Source organism: Paraburkholderia sp. GAS348, assembly GCF_050434205.1.
In the GTDB taxonomy this organism is placed as follows: Bacteria; Pseudomonadota; Gammaproteobacteria; order Burkholderiales; family Burkholderiaceae; genus Paraburkholderia.
This window is the reverse complement of record NZ_JBNPVT010000044.1, coordinates 1-17,910: the sequence shown is the minus strand read 5'-3', so window position 1 is coordinate 17,910 and position 17,910 is coordinate 1. Positions and strand designations below refer to the sequence as shown.

Annotated in this window: 10 protein-coding genes and 2 pseudogenes; 1 reads left to right on the top strand and 11 read right to left on the bottom strand. The window is 62.7% G+C overall.

What is annotated here, in order from left to right:
• Positions 1 to 583 precede the first annotated feature (583 nt).
• Positions 584 to 2,581: an RNA polymerase sigma factor RpoD gene (rpoD, locus tag P3T22_RS32470; RefSeq protein ID WP_429327175.1), complete on the top strand. Its 1,998-nt coding sequence runs from the start codon at positions 584 to 586 to the stop codon at positions 2,579 to 2,581.
• Positions 2,582 to 2,674: 93 nt separating this feature from the next.
• Here the strand turns inward: rpoD and P3T22_RS32465 are convergent, their stop codons facing one another.
• From P3T22_RS32465 to P3T22_RS32415, 11 genes and pseudogenes are all read right to left on the bottom strand, one after another.
• On the bottom strand, positions 2,675 to 2,971 hold the full coding sequence (locus P3T22_RS32465) for a hypothetical protein (RefSeq protein WP_429327174.1): 297 nt from the start codon (positions 2,969 to 2,971) through the stop codon (positions 2,675 to 2,677).
• Positions 2,972 to 3,322: 351 nt separating this feature from the next.
• Positions 3,323 to 4,120 carry a YfaP family protein gene (locus P3T22_RS32460; RefSeq protein ID WP_429327173.1) on the bottom strand — a complete coding sequence of 266 codons (798 nt, stop codon included), beginning with the start codon at positions 4,118 to 4,120 and terminating at the stop codon, positions 3,323 to 3,325.
• Positions 4,121 to 4,142: 22 nt separating this feature from the next.
• Positions 4,143 to 4,427: pseudogene (locus P3T22_RS32455) on the bottom strand (DUF2135 domain-containing protein); the annotation flags it as partial.
• Positions 4,425 to 6,032: pseudogene (locus P3T22_RS32450) on the bottom strand (DUF2300 domain-containing protein); the annotation flags it as partial. The pseudogenes P3T22_RS32450 and P3T22_RS32455, both read right to left, overlap by 3 nt.
• 296 nt (positions 6,033 to 6,328) lie before the next feature.
• On the bottom strand, positions 6,329 to 11,188 hold the full coding sequence (locus P3T22_RS32445; RefSeq protein WP_429327172.1) for an alpha-2-macroglobulin family protein: 4,860 nt from the start codon (positions 11,186 to 11,188) through the stop codon (positions 6,329 to 6,331).
• Positions 11,185 to 11,886, bottom strand: a complete 702-nt coding sequence (locus P3T22_RS32440; RefSeq protein ID WP_429327176.1) for a DUF1175 domain-containing protein — start codon at positions 11,884 to 11,886, stop codon at positions 11,185 to 11,187. Before P3T22_RS32440 ends, P3T22_RS32445 begins: the two co-directional genes overlap by 4 nt.
• Positions 11,887 to 12,039: 153 nt before the next feature.
• Positions 12,040 to 13,857, bottom strand: coding sequence for a DUF2138 domain-containing protein (locus P3T22_RS32435; RefSeq protein WP_429327171.1), 1,818 nt, complete (start codon positions 13,855 to 13,857; stop codon positions 12,040 to 12,042).
• A gap of 488 nt (positions 13,858 to 14,345) precedes the next feature.
• Complete coding sequence (locus tag P3T22_RS32430; protein WP_429327170.1) at positions 14,346 to 14,474, bottom strand: hypothetical protein; 129 nt, start codon at positions 14,472 to 14,474, stop codon at positions 14,346 to 14,348.
• Between the two features lie 78 nt (positions 14,475 to 14,552).
• Entirely contained in the window at positions 14,553 to 15,725 is a 1,173-nt protein-coding gene (locus P3T22_RS32425) for an NAD(P)/FAD-dependent oxidoreductase (RefSeq protein WP_429327169.1), read from the bottom strand.
• A 148-nt stretch (positions 15,726 to 15,873) separates the two neighbouring features.
• Positions 15,874 to 17,373, bottom strand: a complete 1,500-nt coding sequence (amaB, locus tag P3T22_RS32420) for an L-piperidine-6-carboxylate dehydrogenase (protein WP_429327168.1) — start codon at positions 17,371 to 17,373, stop codon at positions 15,874 to 15,876.
• 280 nt (positions 17,374 to 17,653) lie between these two features.
• Positions 17,654 to 17,910 (bottom strand): hypothetical protein (locus P3T22_RS32415; protein ID WP_429327167.1); only part of this gene is annotated, 257 nt, incomplete at its 5' end.

Below are 17,910 nucleotides of genomic sequence, written 5' to 3'. Positions count from 1 at the left end.
GAGTACGCATTCACTACCGAACCAGCACCGCGTTGCATCACATCACAACCACCCGGCACCGCTTCGTTCTGCGTCGCTGCATCAGCAGCAGAGAAACGAGATTATGAAGAACGACCGACAGGTCGTCAACCCCCTTTTGTGAATTTTCTTTTGGGCAAGTGAGATTTGGCGGCAAAACATGCGCACCACTATATGTAGCAAGATCGACGGCAATCATTCCGTCGTGCGAGAGCGACCGACTTCGCCTATAGTTAAGAGCCTGCATACGCGCACGGCGAGCAGTTGAAGTGCCGCCTTCCGCCCCCACCTGAACGTAAGGATGACAGGCGATGAAGGCACCTGCGGCAGGAGAGCACGACAAAAGGTGTGCTCATAATGAGCGCAAAAGCGCAAGGTCGTATATAATGCGAGCCGCGCGAATTTCGCGCATTTCTATCGGCCCGCTTCGTGCGGGCTCATCTTTTTTGCTCCCCAGAGCACAGCCAAACAACCGCGTTGAGTCACTCAGGTGATGTTGAGCCATGCTCGAAACGCCTGACGGTAGCGTCTTGCGTCTCAAAGCGAAGCCTCTAGAGGAGAATACGTGAACCCTTTTGATCGCGAAGATTCGCAACACGAAACTGCCGGATACACCGCCAAGGTGCCCGCTGGCCGTACGGCCAAGGGCAAAGGCGCAGGCAAAGCGATCCCCGTAGCGGCTGAACTGCCGCCGCAACAAGCCGAAGAGCGCCAGCGCCAGATGCGCGCGCTGATCCAGCTGGGCAAGGAGCAGGGCTACCTGACCCACGCGCAGATCAACGACCACCTGCCCGACAACTTCGCGCAGACGGCGGCGATCGACAGCATCGTCAGCGCCTTCAACGACATGGGCGTGCAGGTCTATGAGCAGGCTCCGGATGCAGAAACCCTGCTGCTCAATTCGAACACCCCCGCTGTAGTGTCGGACGATCAGGCAGACGAGGAAACCGAAGTCGCGTTGTCGACCGTCGATTCCGAGTTCGGCCGTACGACTGACCCCGTGCGCATGTACATGCGCGAAATGGGCGCAACCGAGCTGCTGACCCGCGCGGGCGAAATCGCGATTGCGAAGCGCATCGAAGACGGTCTTCACGAAATGGTGCAGGCGATTGCCGCTTGCCCCCTCGCGATCTCCGCGATTCTGGCCAGCGCCCAACAGGTCGTGGACGGCGAAATGCGCATTGACGAACTGGTCGACGGTCTGAATGAAGATACGGCCGCCGCGGAAGACGCGAGCGCGGACGCCGTGGCGGACGTTGACACCGAAGCGACCGACGATGACGACAGCGATAGCGAAGACGACGACGATGCCGGTCCGGCCGACTCCTCGGCAGCGGACGAAGCACGTCTGAAGCAACTCACGAGCGACTGCCTCGAAATCTTCACCCAGGTTGGCATCCTGTCCGATCAGATGAACGCTTCGCACACGCGCGGCGACGTCAGCTCGAAGGCTTACCTGCGCGCCCGCGAAGAGATCCAGCAGCACCTCGCGAAGATTCGCTTCACGGCTCGCACGATCGACCGCCTGTGCGGCGACGTGCAAAGCCAGGTCGCGCAGGTTCGCGCGATCGAGCGCAACATTCTGCAAATCGTCGTGACGAAGAGCGGTATGCCGCGCGAGCAGTTCATCGAATCTTTCAAGGGCCACGAAGCCGACCTCGGTTGGACCGAGCGTGCCGCGCGCGGCTCGTCGTCGTTCGGTGCAGCGCTGGAGCGCCATCTGCCGGCAATCCAGTCGGAACAGCAAAAGCTGATCGAGATCGAGGCGACCGTTTCGCTGCCGCTCAAGCATCTGAAAGAGATCAATCGTCAGATGGTCGCGGCCGAGTCGAAGATGCGCAAGGCCAAGAGCGAGATGATCGAGGCGAATCTGCGTCTCGTAATCTCGATCGCGAAGAAGTACGTGAACCGCGGCATGCTGTTCCTCGACCTGATCCAGGAAGGCAATATCGGTTTGATGAAGGCGGTGGACAAGTTCGAATACCGCCGCGGCTGGAAGTTTTCGACGTATGCAACCTGGTGGGTTCGCCAGGCCGTAACGCGCTCGCTCGCCGACCAGGCGCGCACGATTCGCGTGCCGGTGCACATGATCGAAACGATCAACAAGCTCAACCGTATTTCGCGCGAGATCCTGCAGCAGACCGGTCAGGAAGCCCATCCGTCGGTGCTGGCTGAACGCATGGAACTGTCGGAAGAGAAAGTGCGCGGCATTCTGAAGATCGCCAAGCAGCCGGTGTCGATGGAAACGCCGGTCGGCGACGACGGCGACGCCACGCTCGGCGACATGATCGAAGATTCGGCCGCTTCCTCGCCGGCCGACGCAGCGATGCAGGCCGACTTGCGCGCCGCCATCGACGACGCGCTCGACTCGCTGTCGCCGCGCGAAGCGAAGGTGCTGCGTATGCGCTACGGCATCAACACGAAGTCGGACCACACGCTTGAAGAAGTCGGCAAGCAGTTCGACGTCACGCGCGAGCGGATTCGTCAGATCGAGAGCAAGGCAATGCGTAAGCTGATGCATCCGAGCCGCGCAGACCGTCTAAAGTCGTTCCTCGACCGTTAAGCAAGCAGTTGCGCTTGCCGTGTGTCATGCACGGCAAGCGCATGCCGTGAACGATGAACACCGCGCGGTTCAATCGCGAACCATGTCGATTGGCTAGTTCGCGCCGGGCTTTTCAAAAGCGAGGCGCGTCCAGCGTACGCCGCTCAGGCGATTAGCCTGCTGAATCGATGCCACGCTGAGATTCAACACCAGCCGCAAGCCGTGCAAAGCGGCAAGATCTATCGTCTCCCGCGCAGACACCTCGAACATGCGGCGCCCCAACGGCACCGGCCCATGTCGCAACGACATGATCGCCACGCCCGCTTCGCGCACCAACGCAGCTACCCTCGGCATCGCCCGCGCACGCTGCTGCGCATCCAGGTGCATCCACACCGCAGTGAGCATCACCACGTCATACGTTTGCTTTCTTGCATGCACCGTCGCAGCAACAGTGCCTCGGCCTCCTCTGCATAGCCTTCCGTCCCGCTGACCTTCGATGACATCGAGGCGTTTCCTGTTTCCGATTGAGGCTGAATCGCCTCTGCCGATTGTCCTTGACGCGCTCGACCGAGCTGGGCCGCGTAACTTTCACCGGCAACTGCTTCATTTATCCACACAAATTGTTCGCAAGCCTGTGGATATCCTGCGCAAGACTCACGCAAGTCGTTGAGCGCGTTGGGATTTCATCCTCTGCTCGCACCGGGTCGCAAGCGGTGGAGCGCGCGGCTCCGCGGGCAAAAAACGCGCAGGCCAGGCTCAGGCTTAAGGCATCACAAACGTCTTCACGAGCGTCAACTCGCCCGGCTTACGCATCGGCACCCGAATGGTTTCGCTCTTCTCGTTCGGCGTATTTTCGTTCGTGATGATCGTCACCTGCGCGACGGTCATATCGCTGCCGCTGTTTCCGTTGCCGTAGTAATTCACATAGACCAGATACGTGCCCTTCAACGGCGCCGCCGACGAGTAAATCTCTGGCCCGTAGCCGGTCGTCACATCCACGTCGAGCGCGCCGCCGTTCGGCGCAACGCGGTCGCCATACCAGGTATGCACACCGTCTGGCGAGACCACGTGCAAGTCCAGATCGGTGCCATCGGTGTCCCATGCGAGCACCACGCGCAACTTCGGCTGCGTTTTGCCGCTGTACGCGTCGTAAAACTGCACGCGCTTGCGCGAGCCATCCGGCGCCCGCAGTTCGACGCTGTTGCTGCCGGACGGAAACGCATAAGGCCGCGAGAACTTGCCATCTTCCTCAACGCGCTGCGGCAACGGCGTACCGTCGACCACCAGCGTGCCTACCGTGGTGCCCTTCTTCTTCGGCGCGTTGCGGATCTGCCCTTCGATCAGCGCGAACTTCGACTGCCCTTCCGGCGTCGTCACCAACACCGCCGGGTAGTGCACGTCCTGCGTATAGCGCTCGCTGTCGCCGCTGGTGTTGCGCCAGCCGTTCAGCGGCGCGCCGAAGTCGATATCGCTCGCGTGCGCCACCGTCGCAGCCTGCAAACTGGCGATGACGAATATCATCCAGCCAACCTTCACCCAACCCGTCGTCTTGACCTTCATCGTCACTGCTCCTATCCCTCTGTCAGCGTCGCTCGCTTTTCACGAGCTGCAGATCGCCGATCTTGCGCAGCGCGCACGACCATCGTTTCACACCGCTCGTTCGGCGTGTTTTCATTGAAGACCAGCGTCAACGTCGCGGCAACCGCATTGCGCTCATGCGCGGCGGCGTCGAAGTTGTAGCCGGTCGAATCGAAGTTGCCCCAGTAGTGCGGAAAGAACAGCCACGTACCATGCTCGGGCGCCGCCGACGAAATATGCCCGACCCCACGCCGTCCACCGAATCGACGTCGAAGCCGCTGCCGTCCCGGACCAGCGTGCGCGCAGTGCGCTCGACAAATTCTTCATCAAGACCACGCGGATGATGCTGGAACGCGAGGTGAATATATTCATGCGCCAGCGCGATGCGGTCCTCTTCGGTCTGCAAGCGGTACACGTACACGCGATTGCGCTGCGCGTCCGCATAGGGCCGTCCTTCGCGCACCGCGCACACGGCCGGCAGATCGGGCGTCTCGTAGCCGGCCACGCCGTCCATGCGCCGCGCCCACAACGGCGCGTTGCGCTGCAGCCATTGCTGGGCGCCGGCCACTTGAATGCAATCGCCGGACAACGGGCTCTCGAACGACGTCAAGGTCGCTTGCGGCCAGGTGCGCGAGAGAATGGCGTCGAAAGTGAGGCCGGTTTGCGCGGATGCCTTCGCGGCCAGCCAGCTCATCTGACCGGGAGCGGCCTTGTCGTGGTGATACTGAACCGGCACGCCGGTGAGCACGAGCGCGTCGGTCAGATCGGCCGCACGGCGCGCGGCAGCGGTGGGCGCGCGCGGCAGGACGCGCTGCGTGCTGCTGCTGTCGTCGATACGGAAGCAGCCGTGGTCGTGATTGCCGTGCTGCACGACGTAGGTCCGCGCCGCCACCGCCAACGCTTTCGCCGCTTCCGGCTGGCTCGTGTCGCCTTCCCTCTCGACCACCCGTGCGACGTAGTCGTTCATGCCGAAGCGGCCGACCACTTGCGGCGCACCTGCCGCGTCGCGATCCAGCCGCAGCTCGCCTCGGCTTTCCACACGCGCCCAGTTACCGTTCTCGAAGCCGACCCGGAAATCGCCACGCAGCGGACCCTCGGGCGCCGCTGCAGGGCCTTTGTCGCCGAGCACCTGACGAATCGGATAACGGCTGAAGAAGTCGACCAGCACACAGGCGTTGTCGTCGGGCACGGCGGCTTGCGTGAGCAACGGCGCGATGCGCGGGGCGGCGGCCGCCAGCACACGCGCACTGCCGCCGGGGCCGCTTAGCCACACCGGCGTGCCGTCGGCGAGCCAGCCTGCCGCGCCGCCGATCGAGGCGCCTGGCCGAGCCGGATCTGGCATGGTCCAGGTTTTGGCGCGCAGCACGCTGCCGTATAGCGACACCGTGCCCTCGCCGCGTCCGCTGGTCAGCACGGACACCAGCGTGCTCGCCGCCGCTTCGCGCGGCCGTGCCGGCATCGACTGCAATGCGGCGAGCAAGTCGGTCACCGGCACGCGGTGCGTCGGCGTCATCGCGTGGAGGTCGCGCAGCCAGGCAGGCGCATGCGCGGCCGTCCAATACCTGCGCCAATCGGCGGGATCGAGTTGCAGACGCGCGGGCTCGAAAAAGCGTCCGCACGATTGCACCAGCGCATGTTCGCGGTCGACGTGGCCACCCTTCATGCAGCAATACACTTCTTCAGGATCGCCGCCGCTGCAGGTGTAATCCGGCGTGGCGATATTGCGATCGACCAGATAACCATAGACGAACAATTTCCACACGCTGCCAAGCGGCGTCTCCAGCGTCGCCGGCAAGGGACGTGCGGACTGCGGCGCAAGGCCGTCGCCGGCGGCGCCGGCGTTGAATTGCCAAAGCTGCGATTGACCATCGCGCAACCAGGCGAAGTGCAGCATGTTTGCCGGGGGTGAGGCAGACAGCGAGGTTGGCGATGTGGCCGACGTCGATCTTGGCAAAGAGCTTGGAGACGACATTGACGGCACATTTAGCGATGAGCTCGGCGCCGACCTTGACGACGCGATCAGCGACGAGCTTGCCGCCGCCAGTGGCGCAGTCGACGATGCCATCACCGCAGTCGCCGCCACAGCCGCACCACCCAAAAAACACCCCGCCCCCACCGCGAGCGCGACCCGCAACCTAGCTGCCAGACGATCGCGCGTATGCCGAAGAGCACGGAACATAGCGGTCTCGCTTACTGAATACGCAGGGACGTCACGCGATCGCTCTTGCCGCCTTCGAACGCCTTGGCGTCCGGCTGATACATGCGGAAGTAGCGAACCGGCGGCAACGCGAACGTGCCCGGCAATGCAAAACGCACGAGTTGCCGCAGCCTTACCGGACGATCGAGCAAAGGCACCGGCTGGTGATAAGCCAGCTCACCCATCTCATACGACGCAACGCGCGCGAACGGCTGCGGGCCGCTTACCCCTTCCTTCTCACCCGGCAAGCCGTCGATCGACACGCCCCAGCTGGTCGCCTCGACATCGCCGCCCGGCGGCAGCGGCACGTCGAGCAGACCATAGTGGTACGCGTTGCCGGAGCGCGGCGTGAGCGTGACTTCATCGACGTACAGCGCATTGCTGTCGATCGCATCGCCTGGTTTTACGCGACGTGCGGTGAATGCCGAGCGGCCCAATTGACTCTCTGCGCCACCCGCCTTCTTCGGATCGACCTTCACTTCGAGCGGCTCCAGCTTGTAGAAACGGCGTTCGACAGTGATGTTCAGGCGACTATCCTCGCTCGTATGGCTGCGGAACGAGACCAGTGCGTTCACGTCCGTACGCGCGCCGCCTGCATCGAGCGTGGCCGGCAATCCCCCGAGAGGATTGCCTTCGGAACGCGCCGCGCCGGTCCACTTCCAGAGCGGCGTGCCGGTCGGCGTCACGGCGCGCGTCCAGCCCGCGCCTTGCAGCGACGGCAGCGAAGCCGGCACCGAGTCACCGCCGAGCGCCTTACGCACCCATAGCAAGGTCAATGCACGATCGAGCGTCGGGTAGTCTGCGCTGCTCTTCGCGAGCAAGGCCGACGCATCGGCCGCCGCGCCGCCAGCGCCACCCGTCATGTAAAGCAGGCTTTGCACGAGCGGTGCGGGATCGTTCGCCAATGCCGTACGCGCGGCACTTGCCGCAGCATCGAAGCCGTCCGGCAGTTGAGCACTCGTGCTACGCGCCATGTTGGCGATCAGCAGCGTCGCCAGCTGCTTGCCGCGCGGCGAATCGGCTTGCGCGAACACGATGCTGTCCGACGCGCCATATGCGGCGTTACCAGAAGCCGCCCGCCCCGAAGGAAGTCCCTTTGGGGGATTCTGGGGGAATGGGGGATTGCCGCTGGCCGCTGCATCGCTCATCAAGTCCGCCGCCACGCCCGACACCGGCGTCGCGACCGGCAAGCCCATCTGCTGCATAAACCACAGCGCCAACGCGCGATGCAACAGCGGCTCTTTCGCACCGGCATCGCGATAGACGTCCATCGCATGCTGCCAGTTGTCGGCGGGCAGCGTAATGCCGAGGCTGCGGCTCGCGAGCCAGTCGGCGTAGTACGCGTAGGCGGTGATCAGCGAGCTGCCGCCCGTCGCATCGCCCCACCAGCCGAACGTGCCGCCGACACCCGCCAGCATCGCCAGACGTTGCCGCTGATTGCGCAACAGCGCTTCGAGCCCCTGCGTAGCACTCGCGTTGTCGCCGCGGCCGATCGCATCGTGTGCAAGTGCCAACGGAATCAGGCGGCTCGACGTCTGCTCGGCGCAACCGTACGGATAGTTGATCAGATCGTCGGCGACGCGTGCGAATTGGCTCGCCGCACTGCCGATGAAACGCACGCTGACGTCCTGCGCATCTTGCGGCAGATTGAGCGGCTTGTTCGAGCCGTCGAGCGCCACCGTGTTCTGATGCAGATCGAGCCAGCCACTCGCATCGAGTTGGATGGTGGTCTGCAAGCGATCCACATCCTTACCCGCACGACGCAAGGTCGCGTCGATCACACCCGCCTTCAGCGCGCCGCTCGGCAGACGCAGATAGTTGGCGCCACGCTTCAACGTGACCTTCTGGTTCAACGAGAGACCGCCGCCGTCGACCACCCACTCCGCGTCCATATCCGCGTCGGTCTGATTGAAGGCGATCATGTCGATGGCCGGCTGATCGTTGACGCGGAAATGCGAAGGCCCGCTCCACTTGAGATACAGCGCCTTGTCGGAACGCACATAGGCGGTGCGTTGACCGACCATGCCGTCCGGCGCTGCCGCGCGCACGGTGACTCGCCAGCGCGCAAGCGAGTCCGGCATCTTGAACGTCATGGTGGCGTGACCGTTCACGTCGGTCTTCAGCGTGCCTTCCCACGCGGCCGTGTCCTGATCGTCACGACGCGGCCGTTCGAGCACTTTCACGCCGCGCTCGTTGTAGTTCGCGCGTTGCGGGCCGCCTGGCGCGCCCTTCAACGGCGAGCGCGCAAGGTCGTACGTAATGAACGAGAGACTCGACGACGTCCGCACATTGTTGCGGCGCGGGTGATAGAAAAAGTCGACGATATTCGGCGCGATTTCCGGCTGCAACACATAGACCATTTCATCGACCACGCTCACCGTCAGGTTCGCCGCTTCCGGCTTGCCGTTCAGCGTGCTGTCGAAGTTCAGCGTGACCGTATCGCCCGGACCGTACACCGGCTTGTCGCTTTTCACATTCAGTTCGATCTGCGGTTGCGCGACCACGATGCCCGCGTTCTGGAACACGTATTCGCCGGCATGCACGTACAGCACCGAGAACGTCATGTTCGGCGCGAATGCTTCGCCGACCTTGATGCGCGCTTTCCATTGCGAGGGAGCCACGCGTTGGAGTTGCAGCCAGTCGCCGCCTGCTGTCAGCAACGCGCGGTGTTCGACGTTGTCGCGCTCCAGCGTCAGCAAGGCATCGTCGACCGGCAGCGGGAAGGTGATCAGCGCTTCGGCGGTATCGCCAATCTTGTACCTGTCGCGGTCGAACACGATCTCGACGCTGCCCGGAATCGCCTTCAGGCCATCGCCCGCCACCCAATGGCTCGCGGCGGCAAGCAGATTGCCCGTGTCGTCCGTGACCGACAGCATGTACGAGCCCGGTTCGTCGAACTGCACCGGAAACGACAGCTTGCCGCCTGCCGTCGTGCCTTTGAGTGCGCCTTCTCCGCGTGTCTGCGATTCGAGGCGAGTCCATTCCCATTTGGCCGGCGCATGCGAAGAGGGATCGATCGACCCGAGCGCTTGCAGATCGAAGTTGACCGCTTCCTTCGGTTGCGAAAACGACTTGGCGCTCGACAGCCGATAAGGCGTCGCGCCGCGCGCGATCAGCACCTCACGCGTCACGCGCACCTTGTAGGCCGCGCCGTCCTGCGCGAACAGCGTCAATGCATAACGGCTCGGTTCTTTGGCGGCCGGTAGCGTGAAACTCGCGTTGCCGTCGCTATCGGTCGTGAGTTCCTGCTGTTCCAGCTTGACCGGAAACAACCCTGCATAACGCAGTTCACCGTCGACGATCGTCACTTTCTGCGCACGCAGCGTGACCGAAACCTTGCTGTCGCGCACCGGCTTGCCGTCCGGATAGCGCAACTGGATCTTGCCCTTCAGTTGCTCGCCCGTCGCATAGTCGGCTTTATCCATCGACAGATTGACGTCGAAATGCGGCTTCACGTATTCGGCGACGCGAAATGCGCTGCCGTATACATCGCCGTTGTAATCGAAGCGCAGCGTATAGCCGCCGGCGGTAGCATCGGCGGGAAGCGTGAAGGACGTATCCGCGCCCGTATCGGAAGCGAAATGCACTTTGCTGCTCGCCACCGGCGAGCCGTTCGGATCGAGCACGTCGAGCTTGATATCCGCATCGGCAGGCGCGGTCGATTGCGTCGCGTTCTGGAACGTGCGGCCGATGAACTTCACATGCACTGCGTCGCCCGGACGATACATCGGACGGTCGGTCACCGCGTAGATCTTGGTGTTGTAGATCTCGCTGTCGTAATAGAAATTCTCCGAGACGAACACGCCGCCTTGCGGATCGGTACCGAGCACGTAGCTGCGCTCGGGGCTCACGTGTTGCAACACCAGCGCGCCGTCGTTGCCGGTCGTACCGCTTTGCAGCACGCCTACGCCATCGGTCCAGCTCACGGCGGTATTCGGCACCGGCTTGCCGTTGTCGCGCCGTGCGGTCCACACCAGCATGCCGCTCGACGCCGCCTTCACGACCGCGACCGTGTCCGACACGAACAGCAAAGTATGCGCGCGATAGTTGCCGATCACCGCCTCGACGATATACAGCCCCGGCGGCAGCTTGCCGACCGGAATCATCACGTTGCCCGAACCCGCTTCGATGAAGTTACTGCTGCTGCCTTCAAGATTCACGCCCTTCGGCGGCTCGATCACCTTTGCGTCCCAGATCGGATAGCGAAAGCGCGCGACCATGTCATAGCCTTTCAGCGGCGCGAACTGCGAGTTCTGCTGGAATTGCGTCTGCTTGCCGGTCTGCTCGCCGAGCTTGAATTGCGGCTCGGCTTGGGTCGCCTTGCTGCGCGTCGCGAACGACAGCACGCGCTGCCAGGCGCGGCGTGCTTCGGTGAACCAGCGGTCCCATAGATAAGCCAGCGTATTCGCCAGCCCTTCGCCCTGATAATTCGGCGCGACATTCAGGCGATGCAGGTTCTTCTGCGCCTTCAAAAAGTCCAACGGCTTCGGCACGCGATACACGACGACGTCCGCGCCGCCGTACGCTTGCAGCGCATCCTTGAACTCGCGGCCGGGCGCCTCCAGCCGCACCTGCGCCAACTGATCGCTGCCGAAGCTCGCATCCGAGAGCAGGAAGAACGGCTGGCCATCGACCTTCTGCGAAGCGAAGCTGCTCGACGGCGCTGTTTGCAGCGTCGGGTTCGCGGCGATGTTGGCATCGGCGGAAGTGCTTGATGCGCTGTCGTCGGCATGGGCCGCCGGTGCAATGACGAGCGTGATGGCCGCGAAGAGCGCGACTAGCGTGACGCCCACGCGACGATGCAAGTTGCCGAGCCAGGCGCGCGACGCGGTGACGGAATTCATTCGGGTCATGGTGTCAAAAAGTCCAAACGAAACACGCCAACGAAATTCGGATTGCCGTCGAGCGGCTGCCAGCGGGAATCTTTCCATTGCATCAGGTCGGAGACGGCCACGGCGCGCAGACCGGTATCGGTCGGCGTAACGGTGCCTGTGTGATAAGCGATGTAGCGATCCAGCCAGATCATCAGATGCTGATCGTCGCCCTGGTCGAAGAACAGCAGGTCGCCGGGCAGCGCCTGGTTCACGTCCTTCGAAACAAACCGGCTATTGCGTTGAATCAGCGCGATCGCCGACGCGTACGCGCCGGTGGAACCGTCGAGCTGGGTCCAGCGATTAGCGATTCCGCGTTGCGATGCGGACAGTTGCAGTTCGGGCGGCATGCTGCTGGTGTCCGCGAGACTGGTCATGCCGTTGGCGCGCAGCCATTTGCTGTCATGCGGCTTGAGCGTCTCGCCGACGGCAAAGCGCACAAGGCCCGCACAATCGCGTTGCGTCCAGCGCGGCGTCGGGCCGCGGCGCATTTGCTGGTCGACGATACGCACGAACCAGGCGCGAAATGCGGCGGATTGCTGCGGCGAGAGCGCGTCGGGGTCGGGTGCGGAGACGGTGCTGGTCAGCGCGTTCGCGTACGGCGCGAGGCCGGCCATCACAACCGAGAGAGCCGCGCGACTGAGCCAGACGCGGCGCGTGGTGGTGATGGCGTGGGTCATCTGCGAAGTAGCAGCCACGTCAGTCGTGGCGGGTGCGTCGCCCGCGCCAGTGGCGGAATGCGCAGCTAGCGCCCGCTCACGCGATTCACATTCATGCGCCTGCTCGCGTGCATACGTCGCGAACGCCACGTTGAAAACATGAAGGCGGCGCATTCAATCGCCCTCGGTGCCGGGCTGATCCACAGGCGCATCAGCCACACCCGCGTCCGCACCGCCATCCGTCCCCGCCTTCGCGCGATCGAACCACCACTCCACTGGCACCCAACCCGTCGAACCCGGCAAGTTCTGCGGCAGCGTCAACGAAACCGGCGGGTAGTGTGCGAGCGCATGCAACTTCGGCACGAGATGGGTGCGCGACGCATTGCGGAACACCGCTTCCTGATCCGCCGGCAACGCCGCACCCGCTTCGCGTTCGATCAACGCAGCCGCGGACGAAGGCGTCAGGGTCAGAATCGTGCGTGGCAGGCGTTGCGGCGCAAGCGTATCGGCGAGCGCCGGATAGCGCTTATCGAGCACGGCAAGCGTGTCGTCGACCAGGCGTGAATCGGGGGAGAAGATTAAATAACCGTGCGCCAGAGCGAGCGTCACCGGGAAATAGCGCTCCGCCGACAGCTGCGACGCGAACAACGCCTTGCTGGACAAAGCGGTACCCGAGCGCGCACTAACCGGCCGTTGCCACACGGCGACGTCGGCGCCCTGATCGTGCTTCGTGACCGGCAAACGGCGATAGCCCGAATCGGCGTCGCCGGATTTGGCGGCCTTCGCCTCATACGCGCCGATCACGTCGCCAAAGGTCTTACCGAGCGCGGTCTTCAACGCAGCGATGCTCGCCACGTCCTGCGTCTTCACGCGAGCGATGAACACCGGCGCGACCAGCGTGGACTTCGCATACCAGCAGACGGCCGCGGGGCCGGCGAGCTGATCGCCGATCGCAGCAGCACCCTCCGCGCCAACCTCCGCGACCTTGCCCAACAGGCCCGACGCTTCTTTCCAGTCGGCCGGCAAACTCGTGCACGCCGCTGGATTGGCCGGCACGGCGCGCCACAATTCGGCGCTATTCCACGCCTGCGGCAACTTGCCCGGCTCGATCAGCGCGGAGGTCTGCCAGTTCGCGGCCGCGCGCCCCGAAGGAAGTTCACTCGGGGGATTGGCGTTCGGCGAAAAATCGAATCGCAGTGCATCGATACCGGAGAAAAATGCCTGATAGCCAAACGACAAATAATTCGCCGACACCACCAGCCGATGCCCCTTCGGCGCATCGCCGGGCGCGTCGAGTTGATAGGCGCGCGCCGCGTCGTCGCGGCCGGACGACAGCATCTCCGACACGGCGTCGGCCCGCTCGCTCAGCAAGCCGCCTTTCGCGTCGAGCAGCACGCCGGGGGCGGACATCAAGACAAGGCGGTCGTCCTTCGTCGCGAACAGAATCGTGCGGCCAACCGCCAGCTTCAATGCATAAACGGGCACGTCGCCAGAAAGCCTGGCAACCTGGCTCAACTGCGTGTCGCTCGCGGCGACGTTGCCGAAGCCTTGCAGTAGCTTCGCCAGGCCGTTACGGTGCATCGACATCACCCAGTAACCCAGGCGGCCATCCGGCGAGCGCCACAGCAACACATGCGCGGGTTCGTCGAATACGCGGCGGATCAGTTCGTCGCGCCAGTCCAGTTGATGTTCGAATGCGAGACGCCGCAGCGCGCCTTCTGTGGACAGCCGCGTGTCGTTCGATTCGTAATAGTCGACGAAGTCCTGAGTCAGCACGTCGTGCAACAGCGGCACGCGCAAGATGTCGCGCGGCAAACGCGAGAGCGCTTCGCTGTCGATGACCGCGTCCGGGTGATGAATATCGAGCACGATTTCGCCGGTCTCGCCGGCTTTGCGATGCGCGAATGGACGCCACACCGCCTGAATGATCACGCCGGCCACGACCAGAAGACCGACCACCAGGATTGCAATCTTTTTACGTGACATCTTCATCTGATTTTTTCTGGTTCGATGCGACGGTATTAACGTGGATGGCCGATGAATTAACTCATCAGGATCATTCGCCGAATGGCAGCGATGATAACCGATATTTTTTGATCGAAACCGGCAGCGCTCTCCATTTAACAATTAGCCATGTTTCAGGAGTTTGATGGAAATATTGAACGGGAGGATATAAACCATTGGAAAAACGCGTCCGATCGAGCGGGCAGTTTGAGTTAAAACGGCACGCGAGGAGGCGACGGCATACAAAGCGGTATGTGCGCCCGCTGCCTTGAGCGGAGCAGACGAAAGCCCGCGAACGTAGTCAGGACGCGTGTGACACATTACGCTGCTTTACCGGATCGGGATGTCTATGCTAAATCTTTACGATTTAACACTTGCATAAAAAACCCGGCTGCGCACCGCGTGCTCGCCGGGTTATTTCAGGTATTGCGCTTACGGCTTTTCTGCCAATATTGAGTTAGCCGTGTTATCCGTCATCAAACGAGTGCGAGCGCCTGCTTCATTTTCTGCACGCCGGTTTCGATATCGGTTACGCCCGGCGCTGCAAATGACAAGCGCAGTGCCGCCAGATCGATGAAACGCAATAGCGTCACCCAAATGCTCACCGAGCGCATCGCACAACGTGCGGCACTTCACGGCGTAGGCATCGACGATCCGCGGCAGATGTCGCTCGAATGCGCCGGCTAAACCACGTTCTTCTCCACGATCGGCCGGTTTTCGAGTACCCGGGTAAAGCTCAGCGAACCCAGATCGAGCGTGGTGTAGCGGCCATGCAGAATCAATTCGCTGATGCCGCGGCCGGTTGCCGGGCCCTGTTGCAAACCGTGCCCGCTAAAACCATTGGCAAAAATGCAGTTATCGACGTCCGGGTGATAGCCGATGATCGCGTTCTGATCGAGCACGTTGTATTCGTAGTAGCCAGACCAGCAGTTCTGCACGCGCAGCGCTTCGAATTGCGGCACGCGATGCGCGAGCGTCGGCCAGATCACGTCGTCGAATATCGCGCGATCGACTTCGTCGAGCGGCAAATCGTCGGGATCGTTGTCCGATGACGGCGACGTACCGCAAATGAACGTTGTGCCCTCGGGCCGGAAATACACACCGCTCGGATCGATAAGTAAAGGGCACCGTTCGAGCCGCGCGGGCGATGTGACATTGAATATGCTTCGGCGTCGTGCAAATACCGGAAGGTCGATGCCGGCCATCAGCGCGATTTTGCGCGACCAGGCGCCCGCAGCGTTCACTACGAAGTCGCAGGCGTAGACCTCACCATTCGCGGTTTGCACTTGCGTGACATGCTTGCCGTCGCGATGCATCGCGGTGACGTCGGCGGCAACATAGCGCGCGCCGAGTGACTGCGCTTTCTTGCGCAGCGCTTGCACGAGACCGTAACCGTCGAACCAGCCCTCACCGCTTTCGCCAAAAGCACCGGCGATAAGGTCTTCGGTATTGAGCCAGGGAAAGCGCACTTGCAACGCGCCTTTGTCGAGCAGGCTGATATCGGCGCCGAGACTCTTTTGGAGCGCGTGATTCTCACGCAGCGTCGTCTCACCGGCGGCCGTGGCGAGAAACAGATAGCCGCCTTCGTGCAGATCGATCGACGGTTTCGCACCGTCGATCTCGAGCCGCTCGCCGATCGAGCGCAGAAACTCGATGCCGAATAGCGACATCTGAATGGAAAGCGGTGTAGAGAATTGCTGGCGAATGGATGCCGCCGACAATGCCGACGACGAACGCGCATACGTCGGATCGCGTTCGATCACCGTGACGCTGACCGTCGGATCGGACAGCCGCAGGAAATACGCAATCGAGCTGCCGATCACCCCACCGCCGACGATCACGACTTTGGAACTCACGTCTTACTCCACGAGTAGCGTGGCCGCTCGGACACAGCGGGCGGCGCAAACGGATTGCTGAAAGAAGTTGTGAACAGCGGCGCGTGGATGCGCCGCTGCTTTCTGCTGGATGCTCTATTGCTCTATTGCTCTATTGCTACTGAGCGGATCAGCCGATATTGAAGTCGATACCCTGAGCGAGCGGCAACGCCGACGAATAGTTGACCGTGTTGGTGGCGCGGCGCATGTAGGCCTTCCACGCATCCGAACCCGACTCACGACCGCCACCGGTTTCCTTCTCGCCACCGAACGCGCCGCCGATTTCCGCGCCGCTCGGTCCAATGTTCACGTTAGCGATACCGCAATCGCTGCCCGAGTCGGACAGGAAGCGTTCGGCTTCGCGCAGATCGGTCGTGAACACGCACGACGACAAACCGTGCACCGCCGCGTTGTTCGCCTCGACCGCATCCGCGAAATCCGAATAGCGGAGCACGTAGAGAATCGGAGCGAAGGTTTCCTTCAACACCACCGCCGTTTGCGACGGCATTTCGACGATGGCCGGACGCACGTAGTAACCGCCTTCATGGCCCTTCACCTCGACGCGCTCGCCGCCGAACACCTTGCCGCCTTCGGCCGTAGCCTGCTGCAGCGCTTCCTGCATGCGAGCGTACGATTGCTTGTCGATGAGCGGCCCCATCAGCGTACCCTTTTCGAGCGGATTGCCGATCGGCACCTTGCTGTACAGCTGCTTCAGACGTTCAATGGTCTTGTCGTACACACTCTCGTGCACGAACAGACGCCGCAGCGACGTGCACCGCTGTCCCGCCGTGCCCACAGCCGAGAACAGAATGCCGCGCATCGCGAGCTCATGATCCGCCGTTTGCGCGACGATACCCGCGTTGTTGCCGCCGAGTTCGAGCAGCGAGCGGCCGAAGCGCTTCGCCACTTCAACGCCGACCGTGCGGCCCATTTCCGTGCTGCCCGTCGCGCTGACGATCGACGCGCGCGGGTCGGCCACCAGCTTCGCGCCGACGTCGCGACCGCCGTTGATCAGCGCGGTCAGGCCGGCCGGTGCGTCGCCGAATTCCTTCAATGCCTCGCTGAGAATCTGGTTGACGGCAAGCGCGGTCAACGGCGTCTTTTCCGACGGCTTCCAGATCACCGCGTTGCCGCACACCAGCGCCAGCGCCGCATTCCACGACCACACCGCTGCGGGGAAGTTGAACGCCGAGATAACGACGCACGTACCCATGGGATGCCATGTTTCAGCCATACGATGGCCCGGGCGTTCCGAGGCGATCGTCAGACCGTACAACTGACGCGACAGACCGACCGCGAAGTCGCAGATGTCGATCATTTCCTGCACTTCGCCCAACCCTTCCTGCAGGATCTTGCCGGTTTCGAGCGTGATGATGCTGCCGAGGGCGTGCTTCCTTTCACGCAGACGGTTGCCGAGCAGGCGCACCAACTCGCCACGGCGCGGCGCCGGGACGTTGCGCCAGGCCGTGTACGCCTCTTTTGCATTGGCGAGGGCCGCGTCGACTTCCGCCACCGTGTTGCTGGCCACACGGCCGATGAGTTCGCCGGTAATCGGCGAATGAACCGCGATGTCGCCGGCTTGCGCCGCGTGGGCGATGCCGAGGTCGGCGAGGATGGTGGAAGCGTTCATGAGAATCCCTTTAATTTCCGATGCGAAACAAGAGTAAGTTCGGAAACTATACACGCGGGATTTTACGGCGGCAAGGGTATTTGCCCGGAGCGGCCCGCCTGGGCGTGCGGGTGGGCTCGCTGCGCTTGATTGAAGGCTGCGAGGGGCCGGCCTGTATTGGGTGATTCGCGCGATTTGCGGTAGGTTGCCGACGCATCGCCAGGCGGCGGTTCGTTTCTTATTGGAAATATTCTCGACGCCCTCAAAATTACCGCCGCATCCAGCATCTCCCCGTCAAACGTCACCGTTTCCCGTTTCCGTGTCTGTTGTCCGTCGCGCGTCTTAATGGCGGCAGCGGCGCGCTCAAGCGGCGCCCATTGGCATTGGCATTGGCATTGGCATTGGCATTGGCATTGGCATTGGCATTGGCATTGGCATTGGCATTGGCATTGGCATTGGCATTGGCTTCGGCTTCGGCTTCGGCTTCGGCTTCGGCTTCGGCTTCGGCTTCGGCTTCGGCTTCGGCTTCGGCTTCGGCTTCGGCTTCGGCTTCGGCTT

What these genes read in the sequence shown, in the direction of transcription:
- P3T22_RS32460 (WP_429327173.1), bottom strand. Translation starts at nt 4,120, where the DNA reads ATGAAGGTCAAGACGACGGGTTGGGTGAAGGTTGGCTGGATGATATTC.
- P3T22_RS32445 (WP_429327172.1), bottom strand. Translation starts at nt 11,188, where the DNA reads ATGACCCGAATGAATTCCGTCACCGCGTCGCGCGCCTGGCTCGGCAAC.
- P3T22_RS32440 (WP_429327176.1), bottom strand. Translation starts at nt 11,886, where the DNA reads ATGACCCACGCCATCACCACCACGCGCCGCGTCTGGCTCAGTCGCGCG.
- P3T22_RS32435 (WP_429327171.1), bottom strand. Translation starts at nt 13,857, where the DNA reads ATGAAGATGTCACGTAAAAAGATTGCAATCCTGGTGGTCGGTCTTCTG.
- amaB (WP_429327168.1), bottom strand. Translation starts at nt 17,373, where the DNA reads ATGAACGCTTCCACCATCCTCGCCGACCTCGGCATCGCCCACGCGGCG.